Origin of the sequence: Microcoleus sp. S13_C5, from assembly GCF_036700845.1 — a bacterium.
In the GTDB taxonomy this organism is placed as follows: Bacteria; Cyanobacteriota; Cyanobacteriia; order Cyanobacteriales; family Microcoleaceae; genus Microcoleus.
Map to the genome: position 1 here is coordinate 21475 of NZ_JAUBPR010000052.1, position 20219 is coordinate 41693.

19 protein-coding genes are annotated in these 20219 nt (G+C 46.4%); 13 read left to right on the forward strand and 6 right to left on the reverse strand.

The genetic code is table 11. The annotated features are described in order from the left end of the window. Positions 1–255: 255 nt before the first annotated feature. The gene (locus QUA04_RS15480; protein ID WP_333258216.1) at positions 256–1524 is read left to right on the forward strand and encodes a sodium:proton antiporter; all 1269 of its coding nucleotides are present in this window, start codon (positions 256–258) and stop codon (positions 1522–1524) included. 240 nt (positions 1525–1764) lie between these two features. Next, positions 1765–1902 (forward strand): hypothetical protein, encoded by a 138-nt coding sequence (locus QUA04_RS15485; RefSeq protein ID WP_333258217.1) that lies wholly within the window; start codon positions 1765–1767, stop codon positions 1900–1902. Positions 1903–2618: 716 nt separating this feature from the next. Here the strand turns inward: QUA04_RS15485 and QUA04_RS15490 are convergent. From QUA04_RS15490 to QUA04_RS15500, 3 genes are read right to left on the reverse strand one after another with little or no spacing between them, the layout of a single operon-like run. Continuing rightward, entirely contained in the window at positions 2619–3254 is a 636-nt protein-coding gene (locus QUA04_RS15490; protein WP_333258218.1) for a class I SAM-dependent methyltransferase, read from the reverse strand. A gap of 6 nt (positions 3255–3260) precedes the next feature. Continuing rightward, entirely contained in the window at positions 3261–3722 is a 462-nt protein-coding gene (locus QUA04_RS15495) for a cupin domain-containing protein (RefSeq protein WP_333258219.1), read from the reverse strand. A 45-nt stretch (positions 3723–3767) separates the two neighbouring features. After that, on the reverse strand, positions 3768–4247 hold the full coding sequence (locus QUA04_RS15500; RefSeq protein WP_333258220.1) for a hypothetical protein: 480 nt from the start codon (positions 4245–4247) through the stop codon (positions 3768–3770). 148 nt (positions 4248–4395) lie between these two features. On the opposite strand from QUA04_RS15500, the gene QUA04_RS15505 reads away from it, so the two are divergent. The 3 genes from QUA04_RS15505 to QUA04_RS15515 all read left to right on the forward strand — a co-directional run bounded on the left by QUA04_RS15505 (position 4396) and on the right by QUA04_RS15515 (position 8607). Continuing rightward, positions 4396–5850, forward strand: a complete 1455-nt coding sequence (locus QUA04_RS15505) for a folate/biopterin family MFS transporter (RefSeq protein WP_333258221.1) — start codon at positions 4396–4398, stop codon at positions 5848–5850. Positions 5851–5967: 117 nt separating this feature from the next. Continuing rightward, positions 5968–7482: a carotenoid oxygenase family protein gene (locus tag QUA04_RS15510; RefSeq protein WP_333258222.1), complete on the forward strand. Its 1515-nt coding sequence runs from the start codon at positions 5968–5970 to the stop codon at positions 7480–7482. 291 nt (positions 7483–7773) lie between these two features. Further along, entirely contained in the window at positions 7774–8607 is an 834-nt protein-coding gene (locus tag QUA04_RS15515) for a DUF4436 family protein (protein ID WP_333258223.1), read from the forward strand. Between the two features lie 101 nt (positions 8608–8708). Here the strand turns inward: QUA04_RS15515 and QUA04_RS15520 are convergent, their stop codons facing one another. After that, positions 8709–9563, reverse strand: a complete 855-nt coding sequence (locus QUA04_RS15520; RefSeq protein ID WP_333258224.1) for an SGNH/GDSL hydrolase family protein — start codon at positions 9561–9563, stop codon at positions 8709–8711. Between the two features lie 361 nt (positions 9564–9924). On the opposite strand from QUA04_RS15520, the gene QUA04_RS15525 reads away from it, so the two are divergent. The 8 genes from QUA04_RS15525 (at position 9925) to QUA04_RS15560 (ending at position 18432) form a co-directional block, all read left to right on the forward strand. Then, entirely contained in the window at positions 9925–10167 is a 243-nt protein-coding gene (locus QUA04_RS15525; protein ID WP_190658612.1) for a DUF7219 family protein, read from the forward strand. Positions 10168–10273: 106 nt separating this feature from the next. Further along, complete coding sequence (locus QUA04_RS15530; protein WP_333258225.1) at positions 10274–10807, forward strand: RDD family protein; 534 nt, start codon at positions 10274–10276, stop codon at positions 10805–10807. A 38-nt stretch (positions 10808–10845) separates the two neighbouring features. Continuing rightward, positions 10846–11034, forward strand: a complete 189-nt coding sequence (gene rpmG / locus QUA04_RS15535; RefSeq protein WP_190658616.1) for a 50S ribosomal protein L33 — start codon at positions 10846–10848, stop codon at positions 11032–11034. A 175-nt stretch (positions 11035–11209) separates the two neighbouring features. Beyond that, on the forward strand, positions 11210–11425 hold the full coding sequence (gene rpsR, locus QUA04_RS15540) for a 30S ribosomal protein S18 (protein WP_006631377.1): 216 nt from the start codon (positions 11210–11212) through the stop codon (positions 11423–11425). Positions 11426–11736: 311 nt separating this feature from the next. Further along, positions 11737–13743 (forward strand): ribonuclease R family protein, encoded by a 2007-nt coding sequence (locus QUA04_RS15545; protein ID WP_333258226.1) that lies wholly within the window; start codon positions 11737–11739, stop codon positions 13741–13743. Between the two features lie 439 nt (positions 13744–14182). Beyond that, a complete protein-coding gene (locus tag QUA04_RS15550) occupies positions 14183–15625 on the forward strand; it encodes a 1-acyl-sn-glycerol-3-phosphate acyltransferase (RefSeq protein WP_333258227.1) in 1443 nt (480 codons plus the stop codon). Positions 15626–15782: 157 nt separating this feature from the next. Then, on the forward strand, positions 15783–16670 hold the full coding sequence (locus QUA04_RS15555) for a histidine kinase dimerization/phospho-acceptor domain-containing protein (protein WP_333258228.1): 888 nt from the start codon (positions 15783–15785) through the stop codon (positions 16668–16670). A 298-nt stretch (positions 16671–16968) separates the two neighbouring features. Then, positions 16969–18432, forward strand: coding sequence for an IctB family putative bicarbonate transporter (locus QUA04_RS15560; RefSeq protein WP_333258229.1), 1464 nt, complete (start codon positions 16969–16971; stop codon positions 18430–18432). Between the two features lie 285 nt (positions 18433–18717). On the opposite strand, the gene QUA04_RS15565 is transcribed toward QUA04_RS15560, so the two are convergent. Further along, complete coding sequence (locus QUA04_RS15565; protein WP_333258230.1) at positions 18718–18948, reverse strand: Osc7112_2153 family protein; 231 nt, start codon at positions 18946–18948, stop codon at positions 18718–18720. After that, entirely contained in the window at positions 18945–19661 is a 717-nt protein-coding gene (locus tag QUA04_RS15570; RefSeq protein ID WP_333258231.1) for a tetratricopeptide repeat protein, read from the reverse strand. The genes QUA04_RS15565 and QUA04_RS15570 overlap by 4 nt, the downstream gene beginning before the upstream one ends. Positions 19662–20219 lie beyond the last annotated feature (558 nt).

The following is a 20219-nucleotide window of genomic DNA, read 5'->3' on the forward strand; positions in this document are numbered from 1 at the left end:
TCCCGCTGGACATTGCTGCTGCGCGGTCTTTTGACTCAACAGTTATTGAGATATATCAAACACGTAGATTTGCACATCATTACTACCCAAAAAAGTCAGTAGTCATTAGTTATTAGTCATTAGTCATTAGTCAGCAGTCAGTAGTTGTGAGTTGTTAGTTGTTAGTCATTTAGCATAAAAACTGCAACTTCCGGAGGATAGGTGAATCTAGCGGGTGGTGGATGCCGCAGAAGCTTTTATCTGTAAAAATCGCACTTGGTAAACCTTATTAAAAGTGCGATCGCTATCGTGGATAATTACATTCTCAAATTGCTAGTTATTGGCATCCTCCTGCTGAGCGTCACCTTGGGTTCGGGATGGATCTCGCGAATGCCGATGTCTTATGCCTTAATTTATCTAATTGTCGGTATCGGATTGGGGCCCTACGGCGTCAAGCTGATTGAGTTGCGCCCCGAAGCTCAATTTTTAGAAAGACTCACAGAATTTGTAGTTATTGTTTCTCTGTTCAGTTGCGGCTTGAAAATGAATCGCCCCCTGCAACTTTGGGCCTGGAATTCCACAGCGCGGCTGATCGGTTTTTTAATGCCAATTTCGATTTTTGCTGTTGCTGCGCTCGGTCATTGGTTTGTGAAATTAGATTGGGGCCCGGCGATTTTACTTGGAGCAATTCTCGCTCCCACCGATCCAGTTTTGGCCTCAGAAGTTCAATTAGCTCATATAGAAGATCGCGATGAATTGCGCTTTGGTTTAACATCAGAAGGCGGTTTAAACGATGCTTTAGCTTTTCCCTTTGTTTATTTCGGCATTTATTCGCTAAAAGGTAATAACTGGTCGAAGTGGTTTTCACAGTGGGTAGCAGTTGACTTGATTTGGGCGATCGCCGCAGGTATCGTTATGGGAATTTTAGTAGCTAAAGCCGTCACCTGGATAGATCGCCGACTCCAACGCTATCGACCGGCAGATCAATTAATGGAAGATTTCATTGCTCTCAGCACAATTCTGCTCACCTATTCCCTCACAGAAGTAGTCAACGGCTACGGATTTCTCGCAGTTTTTGTAGCAGGAATTGTCGTGCAGCGGAGTTACCAAAACCTAGAAAAGCCGCTTTCCCAACTGCACTTTACCGAGCGCATAGAAAAGTTAATGGAAGTAGCAACTATTTTACTATTAGGTTCGCTTTTGCGCCTAGAACCTATGTTGGCCTATGGAGGATACTCCCTCTTAGTAGCTGGATTGTTGATTTTTTTAATCCGGCCTGTGGGAGCTTGGATTAGTACGATCGGCAGTCCTTTACATCCCGCCAATCGCTGGCTTTACGGTTGGTTCGGCATTCGTGGTGTCGGTTCTATCTATTATCTTACCTATGCTTTGGGTAAAGGTTTGAAAGACGAAACCGCCGAAAAAATTGCCTGGATTACCTTTACAACAATCATAATTTCTGTGGTTTTGCACGGCATTACTTCCACCCCGTTAATGAACTGGTACGAGCGCCGAATCAAACCTAAAGTACCGGATTTAATTTAATTCAGTAAGGTGCGTGACTTTAATAGTCCTGGATGCAACTGTCACACAACAATCGAGTTGTAGGGTGCGTCAGGCGAAGTTCTCTAACGCCGATCGGGAATTTCGGGAGCTGACGCACCTTACTATATAATCTAAAATCGACTTGTAGGGTGCGTCAGGCGAAGCTCTCTAACGACACCGAAAGAAAAGAAGATTATAATTTTTTGGATAACTCTAATATAAACGTTCGCGGAATCAAACATGGATCGATTTGAATTTCAGCTAGCCATGCTGCAAAAAGGAGCAGAAGAACTAGAGAAAAAAATAGCTAACTTCACAACAATTATGATGCAATTAAAAACTACGGCAATTACCATTTGGGTAGCGTTGATTGGTTAGGTTTTTACAAGCAAAATAGATGCGTTGGTTTCCCTAGGATACGTTATAATTTTTGGTTTCTGGTTTTTAGAAGCTACCTACTGGAGGGTGCAACTTTATTACATACTAAGAGCCAATGCAGTTACCGAATTTTTGAATAAGGAAAGCGCCTTAGATGAAAGTTTTAATACCCGTTCTATACCGGAAGGTCTTGTTCACCCGCTCGGTTCATTAAAAACAATTAAAATGCCTTCTTTATGGAGAGCTATCTGCGCTCCATCAATCTATATTTTTTATACCTTTTTGTTTGTTGTTAATTCTATCGTTTGGTTAATAACTCTTAAAACAGCTCTCTAACTGGGTAACATCCCAATGTGCGAGCGACCGGACAATATCTTCCATCCCAACTAACTAAAAGTGTAAATTGGAGGTTCAATTTGCTTGCTACTCAAATAAACGGTTGCTTTCTGTATGGTTTGGGTTAAGAGTTCGCCTGTTCTCTCCTCAATACTCTGTTGGTTATTTTCAAATAACCAGAACTGTTCGCGCTCAACTTCTACTACGACAGCAACCTCTTATATTCAGGACTTAGGCAACTGGCATACTTAAATCAAGCTGTAGGGTGCGTCAGGTGAATTTGTAGAACGATTATTGAGGGTTTAAAAATCTGACGCGCCTTACTAATTGTGACTATTTCCAATTTTAAAAGGACACGACAATGCAGTCCTTACCCGCAGCTAAACAGGTTTAACACCAACTAACAAAGCGAGTTCCCGCCACTTCCAATAACAGTCTGCATCCTCAAAACCAATTTCTCTAAACCAGCGCAATTGCGTTTCCACATCTAGCAATTTATTAGACGGATCGTCTGGCGAATCGCTAATACCCAGCGCCTCTCGAAATTTCTCGTGCAAAGCGGGAGTTGCTGACGCTACGTGTTCCAAGTTGCAAAAGATGCCTCCGGGATCCAAAAGCTCGAAAATCTCGGTGTAAAGCGAACGTTTGCGATCGTCTGCTACATGATGAATTGCAAAACTAGAAACAACTGCATCAAACTTGCCCAAATCCGGTAGCGATTCATCCAAATTGTGCTCGATTACCGTGACATTCTGGTCATCAGCAAAGCGAATTCTGGCTTTTTCCAGCATTGTCGGCGAAAAGTCGATCGCCACACATTCCACATTTGGTCGATCGCACTTAAGCAGACCCAGCAACCGCCCGTCTCCCGTGCCAACATCCAGAATTCGCTTCACATTTTTCGGCACTTCCTCTAACAAAACCGCTTCACCTTCAGTGCGGTGAGGAATTCCATCAGCTTTAGCAAGATACCACAAAGCGTGTTCCGCCGAAGTCCAAAGATTCACTTGACTCATATTTTTTCAACTCTCATAAATCTCGCCGTTTTTCTGAGTAAAAATCCAACTATTCCCGTTAGCTTTCGCAATTAGATCGTCATCGGGATATTCGGCACTATCTCCCGGAGTGCGATCGCCAATTTCGAGATAAACAACATCTGCATTCGAGCGGTTGACTAAATGATGCCCGTCAGCATCACCCGCCGGAAAACCCGCCACAATACCCGGTTTCAGCACTTGCTCTCCCGAATTTGTAATCAGAGTAACTTCCCCTTCCAGAACATAGATTAACTCATCTTGACGGGTATGCCAGTGCCTGAGAGCAGAACAACTTCCCGGTGCCAACCTCACCAAATTTACTCCAAAATTATGCAATCCGGCAGCATCGCCCAAGCGTTTTTTAACTCTCCCGGCAACAGCAGAGTGGAATTGCTGAGGGTACTTGGAACCCGTAATTTCCGGCACATTTTTAGGATCGATAATCATAAAACCTTCCTTTTACCAATTGCCCACTCTTATCAAAAAAAATATCTATTCTAAAGGTTTTAAAGTAGTAGGATTTTCCCGAATCGGTTTAATAAAACGGCTGTTCGCCCGCACAAAACAATTACCCTTATCCGTTGAAATCGGCAGCCAAGGTTTGCCCTGAGAGTCAGCAATCATAATTTGATTGGCATTATTTCCTGTCACCGCTTGCAAGCGCTGTCCTCGCCGAAACGCAGCCACGACAGGCCACTGGGAAACATTGTGTTTATTTCTTTCAAACAACTCACCAGGCGCATCCAAAGCGTCTACAGAAATTGATCGAAATCTCTGAGCCATCCGGCAATTCAACCCTTGGGAATCCGAGTCAACAACCAACCAATTTACCTGCCTGTTGCCCCGCTGTCTCGCAGGTGGCACCGGATAATCACCTTGCTGGTTAGCAACAGGTATTGCTGAGGCTAAATTAGCCCCCATTCCTAAAATCCAAGCCACTGCGAGAAAGACAATTCTAATTTCTGCTTTCATTGCTACCAAAAATCCTTTAATTCGAGCTCATCATAATTTTATAGTACCTGCCACCTCCCCCTCAGTTTCGCATCCCACCTCCGACAGTTCCCGCAACTCATTAAGAATGTGTTATAAATATTGAGATTCATTAAGAAATATTGCTCAAATGCTCCTTTCCCCCTCTGGCACCAGCAAACTCAAAGAATCTTTAAAAGAAAAAGTATTCTTCGGGAATGAGCCAACCCCCGAGCTCATAGCTATCTTACTGATTTACTTCGTCCAAGGCATTCTCGGACTCGCCCGCTTAGCCGTCAGCTTCTTTCTCAAAGACGAACTCGGCATGAGTCCGGCAGAAGTCTCGGCAATGCTGGGCGTCGTAGCCCTGCCTTGGATTATCAAACCCGTGTTCGGCTTCATGTCCGACGGTTTGCCGATATTCGGCTACCGCAGACGGCCTTACATCGTCCTTTCCGGGCTGCTGGGAACGTCAGCATGGGTGGGCCTAGCAACAATTGTACACACCCCGCTTGCCGCTACAGGCGCGATCGCCCTGAGTTCCCTCTCCCTCGCCGTCAGCGACGTAATCGCCGACTCCCTGGTAGTCGAAAGGGCCAGAAAAGAATCCGTTACCGACGCCGGTTCCCTGCAATCCTTGTCTTGGGGCGCTTCAGCCCTCGGCGGACTAATTACCGCCTACCTCAGCGGTTCCCTGCTGCAACACTTCAGCACCCACACAATATTTTTAATCACCGCATCTTTCCCGCTAATTGTATCAGCAACAGCTTGGTTAATTGCCGAAGAAAAAACCGACAAAAGAACCGACTTTGAAGCTGTCAAAGACCAATTAAAACAACTGCGGCAAGCTGTTACCCAAAAAACAATTTGGCTGCCCACCGCCTTTCTCTTCATCTTGCAAGCCACCCCAAGCTCTGACTCCGCCTTCTTCTTTTTCACCACCAACGAATTAGGCTTTCCACCAGAATTTCTCGGCCGAGTGCGCCTCGTTACCAGCATTGCTGCCCTCGCTGGCGTCTGGCTGTTTCAGCGCTTCCTCAAAACAGTTCCGTTTCGAGTAATTTTTGGCTGGTCAACGGTCATTGCGACTGCTTTGGGCATGACTACTTTATTATTAGTAACTCATGCGAACCGAGCTTTAGGAATTGACGATCAATGGTTCAGCATCGGAGACAGCTTGATCCTGACAGTAATCGGACAAATTGCTTATATGCCGATACTGGTACTCTCCGCTCGGTTGTGTCCCAGAGGCGTCGAAGCAACTTTATTTGCGCTGCTGATGTCAATCATAAATTTAGCAGGACTTTTGTCCCACGAAGGCGGTGCACTTTTGACCCACTTGCTAGGAATTACCGATCGCAATTTCGATAACCTCTGGCTGCTAGTCGTCATCACAAACCTGTCCACACTTCTGCCCCTACCGTTCTTAAATTGGCTGCCCGCCGAAAGCACAGAAAGCGGCGATCCAAACTATCAAAACTCTCTTCCCGTATTAGAACCAGAACTGGGCAGTTCCAAACCAGGCGGACAGCATTTCATGCCCGAATACTTTCCCGACTTAGTACCGACAGTAAGGTCACAAAGCCGCAGGGCAGATAGCAAATAAAAGAAGGCACACACGGATAGACGGATGAATTTAACTGTGTTTCCCCATTCTCCGAATTTCCTTCTCTCTGCGCCCTCTGTACTCTCTGCGGTTAAAAAATTCGCTCCCGTAACACCAATGCCAAACTTACAACTTTCCGCACCTCAAACAGCCGCCCCAAAAGCATCATACGATCGCACAGACTGGCAGCGCGGCTACGAATCCCAACCCAACGAATCCGATTACTGGATTGACGACATAGAAGGCGAAATCCCCGCCGACTTGCAAGGCACATTCTTTCGCAACGGGCCCGGATTATTGGATGTCAACGGCCAGCGCATCCACCATCCGTTTGACGGCGACGGGATGGTTTGTGCGATCGCAATATCCGAAGGCCGCGCCCATTTCCGCAACCGATTCATACACACAGAAGGCTATCTCGCCGAACAAAAAGCAGGAAAAATCCTCCACCGAGGCGTTTTTGGCACACAGAAGCCAGGCGGCTGGCTAGCCAACATCTTTGATGTCAAACTCAAAAACATTGCCAACACCAACATCATTTATTGGGGCCAAAAACTGCTAGCACTTTGGGAAGGAGCACAGCCCTACAGACTGGACCCCCGCACCCTAGAAACACTCGGCTTAGACACCCTAGACGGCGTTTTACAACCCGGTGAAGCCTTCGCCGCCCACCCGAGAATCGAAAAAGGGAAAAATGGCAAAGGAGACAGATTAGTAAACTTTTCTGTCAAGCCCGGTTTGTCGAGTACCATCACGATTTACGAATTCGACGAAAGCGGCCAACTTTTGCAGCGTCACGCCCATGCAATACCGGGTTTTGCCTTCCTCCACGACATGGTAATTACCCCGAATTACTGCATATTCTTCCAAAATCCCGTCAGCTTCAATCCCCTGCTTTTCGTGTTAGGATTTCGGAGTGCATCCCAGTGCATTCAATTTTCGCCAAACAAGCCAACGCAAGCAATTTTAATTCCCCGCAACGGCACTGACGAGGTGAAGATATTAGAAACGGAACCTTGTTTTGTCTTCCACCACTGCAACGCATGGGAAGAAGGAGACGAAGTTTTTGTAGATTCAATTTGTTACGAATCATTTCCAACTGTAGAAGCAGACGGCGATTTTCGCGAGAGCGATTTTGACAGCATTCCAGCGGGCGAATTGTGGCGCTTTAAGTTAAATTTGCAAGACAAAACGGTGCAGCATCAAGTTGTTGAAACTCGGTGCTGCGAGTTTCCGACTCTGCATCCCAATAATGTCGGACAACCTTACCGATATCTTTATATCGGTGCTGCTGATGCTCCCACGGGAAATGCTCCTTTGCAAGCTATCCTCAAAATGGATTTCGTGACTGGTGAAAGGCAAATTTGGAGTGCGGCACCGCGCGGTTTTACGGGAGAACCGGTGTTTGTTCCCCGTGCTTCAGGCGTCTCGCCTGAAGGTCCAACGGCTGAGGATCACGGCTGGCTGCTGCTTTTAATGTATGATGCAGCTAATCATCGATCGACCTTAGTGATTTTAGATGCTCGCGACATCAGCAAAGGCCCTGTAGCGCGCTTGCATTTAAAACAGCACGTTCCCTACGGTTTGCACGGCTGTTTTACACCAAATGTACTGCTTCCTCTCGGTTCGTAGTTGCGCGTTGATTCGCCTGGTTCTTGCGCCGCTCGCCCCAGCCCGCCGGGAGTTTAAACCCCCGGCTCACAGCGAAAGTCCTCTAAAAGAGGACTAAAACCAACATTTATTATCGATCGGGTTTCTTCAGTCGGTTTCAACCGACTTTAGCTATGAGCCAGGGGTTTAAACCCCTGGCGGAATGCGGGAAATACTAACAACAATTTAACACATAAAAATCCCTAGTAAATGCAAACTGTCAACAAATTTAATCTTAAAAAAATACTTATTTTAATTTGCATTCTCGCAATTTTGGCAATCATCTTATCGATTTACTCTCACAATGCTAACGCCCAAGAGCCTTACAATTCCCCTCCAGAAAGCGCTGTAGCGTCCAAAGGCTTGGTTGAGGTCAAAATGACAGTAATTGCAGTAGATCCCATTAAAAACGAATTAGAAGCCCGCTTGCAGTTTGAACTCAAAGGTATTTATAAAAAAGGGCCAACTTACCCGGCTCAAGACTTGTTAATGACAGTTAACGGCGCAAATGTACAGGATTCGGAAATTACCTTTAAAGAAGGCAAACCGATGATTGTCCCTGCATTAAAGTTTAACTTAGTCAAGGGAAAAATTAATAATTATCCGTTTGACAGGCACATTGCTAAAGTAGCTATTTCGCTCGACCCGCTGCCTTCAATTGGTAAAAAGTTTGCTCCTTTTGAACTGAATCCCGTGCCGCTGCAATTTAATTTTCATGCCGACTTTCCCGGTTTCGACATCAGTTATAAACCGATGGAAGAGAATTCGTCTATATTTATTTATATCGATGTTTCTGCAACTCGCTCAATCCCGGTGAAATTCTTTGCCTTAGTAATTATTGTGATTATGTGGGTGCTGTCAATTATGGCGCTTTTGCTAGCATTAAAAGTGATGAAATCGGGCAAGGTGCCGGAAGTGGGAATGCTGAGTTGGACTGCTGTGATGCTGTTTGCTTTTCCCGCTATTCGCAACGCTCAACCGGGGGTGCCTCCGGTGGGAACTGCCAGCGATTTCCTTTCGTTTTTTTGGACGGAAATTATTGTTGTGGTGGCGTTGGTGATTATCGGTAGCTGTTGGTTGAAGCGGTATCATCCGCCAATTGAATGATTTTATAGTTGAAGAATTTACCCCCTAGACCAATCAGGGGCTTGTACCCTGGATACTTTCAATCAACAGCCAACAGTCAACTGTTAACTAAATTCAAAGATTCAATTTGTGACTTCCAAATTCTCAATATCTTTTGCGGGTACGCCCAAACCGCGCAAGATAGTAAAAGCAATAATTCGATATCCCGACGGATTGGGATGAACTCCATCTGCCGCTAACAAATTCAGAGTCTTGCCCGCGTGCTTTTGATACGTGCCGATAACTTCCCGACAAGGCCCATTCAAATCGATAAACAAGCACTGATTCTGCAACGCAATTTCTCGCATCGCGGCAATATACTCTTGCAACCTGCGATTTTCTGGGCCGTCGAGAATTTCGCCGATCGGAGTAGGAGAAAGCAGTACAACTCGAATTCCTGCGGCTTTTGCCGCCAGCACCATTTGAGTTATTTTCTCCCGATATTCTGCCAGTGGCACTCCCTTGGGCAACTTGCCTTGCGGATAAAACTGACGGTTTTGAAAGTCGAAGAAAGCGTGCCAAACGTCGTTGACTCCGACATTAATCATCACTAAATCTGGCTTTTGGTCGATCGCGTCTTTCTGGAAGCGCGCTTGCATATCACTCGCCTTGTTACCGGAGATTCCGGCGTTGACGATTTCGATTTTGCGATCGGGATAAAGGGCATTCAGATAGCGTTGCAGCAGCCAAACGTAACCTCCGGGGTATTTCCCGCCCTCGGTGATGCTGTCGCCCACTATCACAATTTTGCGCTTGCCGGCGAGCACGTTTTGGATTTCTGGGGGCGGCGTTGCTTCGGATACGGATTCTTTAAACACGGGAATTAAGGAGTGAGGAATGTTGAAGGCGATAACAGCAGCAATTACGGCGATGGCAAGTGTAATTAAAACTTGCCTCAGCCGGCATGTCGGACGGGCTGATCGCGCATTTGCAGACATTATGCGGTTTTTTACTCAAAGTCTAACTATTTATGCCTGCAATAATATTATCCATTTGTGGTTTTTTTGTCACTTATTTCAATAACTCAGTCCTGGACTAACAAAAACCTGGTTTGGACGGCAAATCCTAAGTTATGAGCGTTAACGCAGAAACCTGGGTGTTAACCCCGCCTGCGTAAGTTGTACACGTGAAATTACTGAGGTTTTTGTCGCCCTCATCTGTCCCTGTAATTGCCATCACAAAAAAGTTCGCCAAATGTCACATGATTTCTGCTACTTACAGCACAACTTTAGCAAGTAATCGCGGTATATAATAATATTGATTAGTTCAGGAAATAAGTTTTCATGCGAGGTTAAAGCAATGGTAGCCAATTCAAATTTTTTATATCCTCAAAATCGCTATTACGGTGAAGTAAAGCCAGAGAATTTGGTATTTAATGCGAATTTACAAGAGTTTTCTCAGCGAGTGGGTTACATCAGTTCCTTGACATCTAACGGTAAAATCTCTGTGGAACAGGCATTTACTCAGATCCAAACACTCTGGGAACAGGTGGAAAAGTCCAAAAAGCAGTTGGGAATTGGCGAAAATCCATTTTCCGCTTGAATAATTAGCGGTTGGGTTGGAGATTGATTTACGCACCATAGATGCTGATCGATTAATCGAGAGCTTAAGATAAAAAAGCAGCTAGTGGCGATCGACCTTTTTGCCTATGAGTTCCGATTTAGTACCCCTCCTTCCTAAAGTATCCGTCGGCCGCCGCGCAGCGGCCTTCTGCATCGACGGAATCGCAGTTTGGCTGCCCAGTTTGCTTCTGGGTACTAATGCGATCGTCCAAACCATATTTTTTGTCCTACTGTGGCTGATCCTGCGCGTAGCCATCGTCAGGAAAAACCAAGGTCAAAGTATTGGACGCTGGGCTTTGGACATGAAAGTTGCCGATACCAGATTCCTACGGACTCCGGGAGTGCAAGAACTGTGCAAGCGCGAGGCATTGCTGGGCATTTGCGCCGGCTTAGCCTTCGCAGGTATAGGCGGACTCACCTCTACCAACGCCGCCGTCTTGCTGCTGATGCTGCCCCTGGCGATCGACTGTAGCGTTGCCCTCAACTCCGGCGAAAGGTTTCCCCAAGCTTTCCACGATCGCATCGGGGGGACGATGGTCGTCGGGACCCGCCGCGGCTACTCCCTCGACATCAAAGTTAGAAGATTGCTTGACCAAGTGCAGAGCAATGTGAGAAGATAATAAATTGTGTTTAAATTAGTCGAAATTTATTTAGAATTATGGCTAAAGGCGTCCGCATCATAATTACTCTAGAGTGTACTGAGTGCCGTACAAACGTAAGCAAACGCTCGAAAGGCGTGTCTCGGTACACCACCACCAAGAACCGTCGCAACACGACGGCGCGGCTGGAACTCAAAAAGTTCTGCCCCCATTGCAACCAGCACACTGCCCACAAAGAGATCAAGTAGTGATTAGTCATTAGTCCTTAGTCATCAGTCATCAGTTGTTGGCAATTGATATTGACCCACAAAAAGCAGATAACTAACCAATGCTTTCCTGACGGCTAACAACTAACGGCTAATAACTAAAAACTAACAGTCAACAGTCAACAGTCAACAGTCAACAGTCAACAAACAACAAACCATGACTTACTTTCGCCGGCGCGTTTCGCCAATCAAACCAGGAGACCCGATCGACTACAAAGATGTCGATTTGCTCAAAAAATACGTCACAGAACGCGGTAAAATTTTGCCCCGCCGGATAACCGGTTTGACGGCAAAACAGCAGCGAGACCTGACCAGAAGTATCAAAAGAGCAAGAATTGTAGCTTTGATGCCCTTCGTAAACCAAGAAGGTTAACAGGATTTGGGATTTTGGGTTTTAGATTTTGGACTGGGATAAGACTTGCGCGAAAACAACGTCTTTCTGCCAATAAGAGTGCAGCAAGAATGCAGCGAAATAATCGCGAAATAGGGTTAAGAGTCGCCGCAGCGCAAGTCTTAATCAAAAGTAAAAAGTTAAAAAATAAGGAATAAAAAGAACAACTTTTTAGATTTTAACTTTCACAATTGACCAGAGAAATTGCCAAAATCCAAAATCTAAAATCGCAAACTCGAAACTCGATAAGTGGCTATTGTAAAAATCCAAAATCTCAAATATAAAGCTGGCAAGTGGAGAAGGGAACGTTAGTAGAATTTAGAGTGCACGGCGACCGCCGTCTGGCAGTTGCCGATCGCCCCGATGGCAAGAAAAACTGGGTCGTGGTAGACGAAAACGGTCAACCGCACAGCATACCGCCCAAACAAATCACCTACGAAGTAGTGGGAGAAACTTACAAACCCTCCGACATTCCCAAATTTCTCAAAGAAGTAGAAGCATACTCAGATCCGTCGAGTTTGGAAGTAGCTTGGGAACTCCTAGTCGGGGACGGAGAAACGACAGATCCCGAATCCCTGGCAATGCTGTTATTTTCCGAACGCAGTGCGGCCCAGTGTTACGCGGCTTACTGTTTGCTATCAACAGACAAATTGTATTTCAAACAAAAGGGCGATCGCTACGAACCGCGATCGGCCGCCCAAGTAGCCGAAATCAAACACCAGCAAGAAGTAGAACAGCAGCGACACCAAGAATCCCAAGGATTTTGGGATCGAGTCAAACAGCGGCTGGCAGGAAAAAATGTAGATTGGGAAAATAGCGATCGAACTCGCCTCGACGCCCTAGAACGCTTTGCCCTCCTCGGAGAAGAAGCAACGCACCGCACCCCGGCATTAGAAACTTTAGCCAGCTTAGAACGTTCCGAAAACCCCGAAGCAGCATTTAGCCTCCTAGTCGATCTCGGCCTCTGGAGTACCCACGAAAACCTGTTTTTGCGGCGCAGCCAAATTCCCCTACAATTCTCCGCAAAGGTATTAGAAGTGGCCCAACGCTGCCTAGAAAATCCCCCAACCGACTCGGACACAAATCGTCTCGATTTAACTCACCTCAAGGTTTACACGATCGACGACGAAAGCACCACCGAAATCGACGACGGCCTCAGCTTAGAATTCCTCGAAAACGGTCAGCAGCGGATCTGGATACACATCGCCGATCCCACCCGCTTGCTTTCCCCCGGAGACGAACTCGACCTCGAAGCCAGAAAGCGCACCACTACGGTTTACCTGCCCACGGGAATGATTCCCATGTTTCCCCCAGCTTTGGCAACCGGGCCGATGAGTTTAATTCAAGGCAAAGAGTGCAGCGCGCTCAGCTTCAGCGTCACCTTAGACGAAATCGGCGCGGCTCAAGATTACAGCATCCACATCAGCACCATAAAACCCACCTACCGCTTGACCTACGATGACGTAGACGAAATGCTGGAGTTGGGAATCGAAGCAGAACCAGAAATAGCAGCGATCGCCTCTGCGGCCAAACTGCGGCAAAAATGGCGGGAAGCCCAAGGCGCAATCAGCATTTTTATGCCCGAATCCGTCATCAAAGTCAACGGCGACGACATCAAAATCCACGTCATAGACGACTCCACAGCCCGGATGCTAGTAGCCGAAATGATGATTTTAGCCGGCGAACTAGCCGCCCGCTACGGTCAAGTTCACAGCCTGCCCATACCCTACCGCTATCAGCCGCAGCCCGAACTCCCTCCCGATGAAGAACTGCTGGCCGTGCCCGCAGGCCCCGCCCGCGCTTGCGCCGTGCGCCGGTGTATGCCCCGCAGCGAAATGGGCCTCACCCCCGGACGCCACGCCGGCTTGGGTTTGGAGTTATACACTCAAGTTACTTCCCCGATCCGCCGCTATACCGACTTGCTGGCTCACTTCCAAATCAAAGCCCACCTGCGGGGCGAACCCCTACCTTTTACGGCCCAAGAAATACAAGATATTGTGATGTGTCTAGGCACCGCAGTTAAAGAAGCATCCACCGTCGAACGCCAAACTAACCGCTATTGGGGATTGGAATATTTGCGACGCAACCCCGATGAAGTTTGGGAAGCTTTAATGCTGCGCTGGCTGAGGGAAGACAGCAATCTGGGATTGATTTTATTGGAAGATTTGGGTTTAGAATTGGCAATGCGATTTGGTCGATCTGTCGCCATAGGCGATCGGCTAGAAGTCAAAGTCACACACTGCGATCCGCGATCGGATGTCATTAACTTCCAAGAAATGATTTTTGAAGCCGCCCAATAGGATTTTAGATTTTAGATTTTGGATTGCAAAAATTTGTGTTGAAGACTGAAACTGACGATAAATCTCGTTTTTAGTCAAGTTTCCAGCCCCTTCGCATCCCCCTTGTCAAGGACAATGGGGTAAAAAAGATGATGGGTTCATATCGAGTCCTGTAAAATAATCGTAATTCTTGTCAGGGCTAGTTCACCCCCGATCTGTAATATCTGTAATATAAGTCAGAAATCCCGTAAACCGGCCCCGACAAAAATATTGTGGTCGATCAACTAGACATAATATTCGATCCAAGACGGGTAATACTTTTGACGTTAAATTGACACGCTTTGCTATCTCCTCTCTTCCTCTGCGTCCTCTGCGGTTAATCAAAAAACTTCAGCATTGTAACAATTGGAAGTTTTTACCGCAGCCTAGTAATCTAAAATTTAAAATTTAAAATCCCAAAATGCCCAATTCAATTAGCCAAGTTCAGCCGCCACTGGAATTCATACCCCCAGCCTACAACCCGCTAGTGGTGCAAGGTTGTAAGCAAATATTCCCCTGGTGGCTGCGATTTCGGACGAGTATCAGCCACGTTCAAGCCGAAAACGTCGAAACCCTCGCTGAACTATTCCACCAATTTCAAAATCAGAAAGTTCGCTTCTTGCTAGCCTTCCGCCACCCCAACTCAGACGATCCCTACTGTTTGGGACAACTAATTTGGAAACTCGTTCCCCAGGCGGCGCGGGCCAAAGGCATTCCCCTGCAATTCCCGGTACATTCCCACTTTATCTACGATCGCGGCATTCCCCTGTGGGCCGGTGCGGGAGTCGGCTGGCTGTATTCCCAACTCGGCGGCACTCCCATTGTTCGCGGTAAGATCGATCGCGTCGGATTGCGATCGGCCCGCAATTTATTTGCCAACAGCCAATTCCCGATCGCCGCAGCCCCAGAAGGCGCTACCAACGGTCACAATGAAATAGTTAGCCCCCTGGAACCGGGAATTGCTCAAATGGGTTTCTGGTGCGTTGAAGATTTGCTGAAAGCCGGACGCACTGAAAAAGTTTTAATTGTGCCGATCGGCATTCAATACCGCTATGTCAATCCACCTTGGCAACCCCTAGAAAAACTTTTAACTCAATTAGAAATTGATTGCGGACTGCCACCCTTAGAACGCACCGAGTTCGCTAATTTAGAGACTGGAAATCCCGATTCCGAAAACCACAATCACAAATTCCAATATCTGCGCCTGATTCGACTGGGCAGCCATTTGCTAGCAGTGATGGAAGAGTTTTACAGCCGTTTTTATCATAAAAATTTACAGCCTGAAACATCTATTTTAACATCATTATCCCTCCCCAACAAAACGGGCAATGATTCGGGCAATGAAGTAATGATGGCTCGGCTGAAAGCCCTGTTAGACGTGGGTTTGCAAGTAGCAGAAGAATATTTTAACTTAAAGCCCAAAGGCAGTTTAATAGACCGCTGCCGCCGTGTGGAACAAGCAGGCTGGGAGTATATTTATCGAGAAGATATCAAAGATATTGCAGCACTTTCTCCCTTAGAAAGAGGATTAGCCGATCGCCTCGCTGAAGAAGCAAGTCATCGGATGTGGCACATGAGACTTGTAGAAAGTTTCGTGTCCGTCACGGGCAGGTATGTCGCAGAACAACTGACGGCAGAACGTTTGGCAGAAACAACTTTACTGCTGTGGGACGTACTGGCTCGCATCAAAGGGGGAAATCCTTTCGGCAGACCGAAGTTGGGCAAACAGCAGGTACAAATGACCGTGGGCGAACCCATATCAGTGAGCGATCGTTGGGATCGATATCAAACCAGTCGCAGGTTAGCAGTTGCCGAACTCACTCAAGACTTGCAATCAGCTTTAGAAGCAATGATTAAATCTTAACTACTCAGATAAGGAAGAGCTTCTAGGTAAGAAGGAATATATATTTTTCTTCACTACCTTTTTTTGTGGTGAACTATAAACAGATTGTTATAGACTTTTGAAATAGGTCTAATGAACCGCAAACGCTCGCTCGACAATGAACCAATAAAAATTAGCGATGACTAACAAACCTATCGATTTGTCTACTAACTCAATTAAAGTAAAACTGCTGAATAATTTAGCGCAGGAATTGCTCACACCGCTCACTTCTGTCCTCGGCATGGCAAGCGTGTTGAAACAAGAAATTTATGGCCCCTTAACGAGCAAGCAAAAAGAATATATTGACGTGATCCAAGACAGCAGCCGCTCTTTACGATCGCTAGTTGAAGAAATTTTGGAACTGGCAGAACTAGATGATTCCGCTTTCACCTTGAAGCGAACCGCAGTCGATATAGAAACTTTGTGCCAGCAGGTTGTGACAATCCTGTCGTCGGCGGCAAGTAGACGAGAGCAAGAAATTAATTTGTCGATGGGGCCCGGGTCGCGCATCTGGTTGATAGATAAAGATAAGGTTCAGCAAATGCTGCACCACTTAATTTTTAGCATTATTCAATCTGCTGGTGCAGGCAGCGTGATTCGAGTCCACGTTTCTCGGAAAGAAGAGGGTATCAACATTGGAGTTTGGGTTTTTCATCCTTGGTTAGGGGAAAGTTTGCCCCATGCTAAACTCTACACCGACTACTTGTTGAAGGCCGGATCTGGTAGCGGTTCGCCATCGCACTCCGAAACCGACTCCCTCGGACTCGAAGCGCAACTCCCGACACAGGGTTCGCAGCGATTAACGCTGGCGTTTTCTGAGTTGGCGGCTTTGGTGGCCCAGAATGCCGAGGATACCGCACCGGTGTTAGCTGGTTACGGGGCGCGGGAACGCTTGGGGCTGCTGCTTTGCTGCCAATTGGTGGAAATTCAAGGCGGTCAACTCTCAATTCAAGGAGCCCCGGAATCTGGATATCGCTACGTGCTCTGGCTGCCCTGCACAAATGCTACGGAATTGTTGGAAGGCTAAAGAAGGAAGAAGGAAGTTCGGCAACGGATTTTCTAACGGATGTAACGGATGGAAAGAAGAAGGAAGAAGAAACAAGTCATTTGTTAATTAATACTGAGATGTTGGACCATTCTCAATAAGGCTTTTATGCGCGGAATTGCGTGCCCCGCCCACAAGAAATTTACTCTTTGTGGAGCCGACTCGAAAAGCCTTAAGCGAGAATGGTGCAAGATGGGAGTTACTACCAATTGTCGATGCTTTTAGACTCAATTCCCAATTCCCAATTCCCAATTACCAATTACCAATAATCAATCTAAAAATGAATTCAGTTTGGCAACAATTAACTCTGGCAAATTTGCCCCTCTCTCAGTGGCAAAGTAGAAGTTATTTATTCAATTTGGCGATCGGCTCTTTACGCAGTTGGCGGCAGAGTAGCTGGCTGATGCAGTGGGCCGAACCCTTGGGTTTTGTTTTGCTGGCCTTGACTTTCGGTTTGGCGCCGTTTGTAAACAATGCCTTGGTGGGCGTGTTGATGGCGGCTAGCGCTGCATTTTGGGTGCTGCTGACTGTTTCGGACGATCGCGAGATCCCCTTCACGCCGATTCACTTGCTCGTACTGCTGTACTGGGGAATTGCCACCGTCGCAACGGCGATGTCGCCGGTGAAAGTCGCCGCTGCTACTGGTTGGAGCAAGCTAACGCTGTATTTGCTGTTTTTTGCGCTGATGGCTCGGATATTGCGATCGCCCCGTTGGCGATCGTGGTTAATTGCCGTATTTTTGAACGTCTCTTTAATTGTCAGTTTCTACGGCGTGCGGCAGTGGATTGACAAAGTGCCACCATTAGCTACTTGGAACGATCCGACTTCTACTCAAGCCAATGTCACGCGAGTTTACAGTTTTCTGGGAAATCCTAACTTGCTTGGTTCCTATTTGCTGCCGGCCATTGCATTGAGCGCCGCCGCACTTTTTGTGTGGAAAGGATGGGGAACAAAAATTTTAGCATTGACCATGCTGGTGGTGAATTGCGCGTGTTTGCGCTACACGGACAGCCGGGGTGCTTGGATCGGTTTTGTGGCTCTACTGGTGGTATTTTTAGTGCTGCTGTGGTACTGGTACAGCCCTTTAATGCCTCGGTTCTGGCGAACTTGGGCGCTGCCGTTAGGGTTAGGAGGTTTGGCGGGAGCCTTAATTTTAGGAGTGGCTTTAGTGGAGCCTCTGCGCGATCGAGTTTCGAGTATGTTTATCGGCCGAGATGACAGCAGTAACAATTTTCGGATTAATGTTTGGATGGCGGTGGTTGACATGATTCGCGATCGACCAATTCTCGGAATTGGGCCGGGAAACACTGCTTTTAATAAAGTTTATCCGCTTTATATGAAGCCGAAATTCACTGCTTTGAGCGCTTATTCCGTGCTGCTGGAAATTGCGGTGGAAACTGGTTTTATCGGTTTAATGTGTTTCCTTTGGCTGATGACTGTCACCGTCAATCAAGGTTTGTTGCAGATAAAAAATCTCCGGGATGCACAATTTAACATCTCTAATTTAGAGGAAAAATCCCGAAATCCCCAATCTAAAATCCCAAATCTCAAATCGAATCACGGGTTTTGGTTGATAGGGGCGATCGCAACTTTAGCCGGCATGATGGCCCACGGTTTTGTCGATACAGTTTGGTACAGGCCGGAAGTTAATATGCTTTGGTGGTTGATGGTAGCGATTATTGCTAGTTTTTACAGCAACTCGCATCAGCAGCAGCAAGATTCAGCTTTGACGGAGGGCGAGTAGATAGAATTGGTGGCGGGGATTTTTTCCCCGCCCCGTGCGGATTCCAGCAATAGCCGATACCGCAATGATTAAGAGTTATATCAGTACAAAAAAAGAATGCAGCTTTATGCAAGCTGCAAACCATTATAGCCATAAGTTATTTCCAATTCTTCAATTCTTAATCTCAAATCTCAAATGCTATAAGGTGCGGACGGCGCACCCTGCATACTACTATTACTACATACTACATACCTGTTGCTGTAAAGTGGTGAGGGTACACTCTACAAAATTTATTGAAAATAACCCTTATTCTTCGCTCTCGGGAGACATGACAAACCTCGGACACGGATAATCACCATCTCTATCTCTGCACCACCGCCGTCGCATCGACTGATTCGAGTTGAACGGCATTTGGACTGATGCATTAACTGTGGGTTTAACAGTCGCAGGAGTTGGCAGTGCTGTTGAGGCTTGACTTAGCTCCAGTACCGTTATAATTGCCAGTATGGTTGATGAAAACAAAACTGTGCGTTTCATTTATTTGTTTTTTCCTCTTTTACTCGTTGACGTGCCATTCCTATCCATATATCCTCATCGAATTCTTGGGAATCCGCATACTTTAGACAAATAGTCCACTGCGGTAGCGCTTCCTTAGTATTTTTCATCTTTTCTAGGACTTGCGCTTTTAAGCAGTAACTTGCTGGTATTTCACTATCAAGTTTAATCGCTGCATCCAGATGTTGCAATGCTTCTGAATATCGACCCTGTTCTAGGCGAGCCCATCCCAAGTTTTTGAGTAAAGAATATTTTACTCGCTCGTCCTCAGCTAATTTCAAACCTTGGAACAGCAAGTGAACGGCAGCAGCATAGTTTTTTTGATCGACGATATATAATCGAGCAAGATTGCTGTAAGCAGCCGGTAAACCGAGTTTAGCAGCTTGCAGATATTTTCCTCGGGCGCATTGTAAATCTTGCACCTCTTCGCAAAGCCATCCCAAATTGTAAAGAGCCGTTCGGCTTTTTGGATCTACGGAGAGTGCTAACTCATATGCTTGTTTAGTATTAGCCAATCGATTGGCTTTGTAGTTTTCAAAGGCCATTTTATTGAAAAATGATGCCAGTTCCGGCAACCCAATTTGCCAGCCGCCAAAGCCTACTGCTAGCAGCAGCAAGAAGGCTCCCCACTTCGAGGGGTGATCCTTTTTTCCTGGCTCTTTCATGACATTGAAAATGTTAGCTAATGGTGTCATTTTTAGCATATTTAAACTTGAAAGTTGGGCGATATTTTATTTACCCGATTTAATTGCCACCCTAATGGCATCATAATCTTACGAAATGACTCAGGTTTGAGCCCCTTTCTCCATAAGAGTTTGTAAGTCCACAGCCGAATGCTTGAGTAATGCTGCCACTACCTAGATGTATTCGAGCATAGGTTAATCATTCATGAGGCTCCACAAGCCATCCGGATATTTTCAAAAAAAAAGAACCGGGAAGCCGGAGCCTGGAAGAAGGCACGACCGTTGGCTCTCGATAAGTAATAATACTTAGTTGACAGGCGAGGAGCGCCAATATGCGACTGTATTAGGAGATAAGATGGCTCGCCTGAGTTTTAAGCGATTATAAAAATAAAACTTCTTGTGGTACGAGTCCGAAAGCCTGGGTAAGGGAGACGCTCACACTACCGTTTCCAGCACAACCCCAAGAGAGCCGATGGGATGGACTCCGGTGAAATAAGCTGTTGTGCATTTAAAACGCATATTGGTATAATATAACATAATGATATTCAGAAAAAGTGAATGCCTGCTAAA

Excerpts from the sequence above, each read along its gene's own strand:
- QUA04_RS15485 (WP_333258217.1), top strand. The coding sequence starts at position 1,765 with ATGGATCGATTTGAATTTCAGCTAGCCATGCTGCAAAAAGGAGCAGAA.
- QUA04_RS15490 (WP_333258218.1), bottom strand. The coding sequence starts at position 3,254 with ATGAGTCAAGTGAATCTTTGGACTTCGGCGGAACACGCTTTGTGGTAT.
- QUA04_RS15495 (WP_333258219.1), bottom strand. The coding sequence starts at position 3,722 with ATGATTATCGATCCTAAAAATGTGCCGGAAATTACGGGTTCCAAGTAC.
- QUA04_RS15500 (WP_333258220.1), bottom strand. The coding sequence starts at position 4,247 with ATGAAAGCAGAAATTAGAATTGTCTTTCTCGCAGTGGCTTGGATTTTA.
- QUA04_RS15505 (WP_333258221.1), top strand. The coding sequence starts at position 4,396 with ATGCTCCTTTCCCCCTCTGGCACCAGCAAACTCAAAGAATCTTTAAAA.
- QUA04_RS15510 (WP_333258222.1), top strand. The coding sequence starts at position 5,968 with ATGCCAAACTTACAACTTTCCGCACCTCAAACAGCCGCCCCAAAAGCA.
- QUA04_RS15520 (WP_333258224.1), bottom strand. The coding sequence starts at position 9,563 with ATGTCTGCAAATGCGCGATCAGCCCGTCCGACATGCCGGCTGAGGCAA.
- QUA04_RS15525 (WP_190658612.1), top strand. The coding sequence starts at position 9,925 with ATGGTAGCCAATTCAAATTTTTTATATCCTCAAAATCGCTATTACGGT.
- QUA04_RS15530 (WP_333258225.1), top strand. The coding sequence starts at position 10,274 with ATGAGTTCCGATTTAGTACCCCTCCTTCCTAAAGTATCCGTCGGCCGC.
- rpmG (WP_190658616.1), top strand. The coding sequence starts at position 10,846 with ATGGCTAAAGGCGTCCGCATCATAATTACTCTAGAGTGTACTGAGTGC.
- rpsR (WP_006631377.1), top strand. The coding sequence starts at position 11,210 with ATGACTTACTTTCGCCGGCGCGTTTCGCCAATCAAACCAGGAGACCCG.
- QUA04_RS15550 (WP_333258227.1), top strand. The coding sequence starts at position 14,183 with ATGCCCAATTCAATTAGCCAAGTTCAGCCGCCACTGGAATTCATACCC.
- QUA04_RS15555 (WP_333258228.1), top strand. The coding sequence starts at position 15,783 with ATGACTAACAAACCTATCGATTTGTCTACTAACTCAATTAAAGTAAAA.
- QUA04_RS15560 (WP_333258229.1), top strand. The coding sequence starts at position 16,969 with ATGAATTCAGTTTGGCAACAATTAACTCTGGCAAATTTGCCCCTCTCT.
- QUA04_RS15565 (WP_333258230.1), bottom strand. The coding sequence starts at position 18,948 with ATGAAACGCACAGTTTTGTTTTCATCAACCATACTGGCAATTATAACG.
- QUA04_RS15570 (WP_333258231.1), bottom strand. The coding sequence starts at position 19,661 with ATGACACCATTAGCTAACATTTTCAATGTCATGAAAGAGCCAGGAAAA.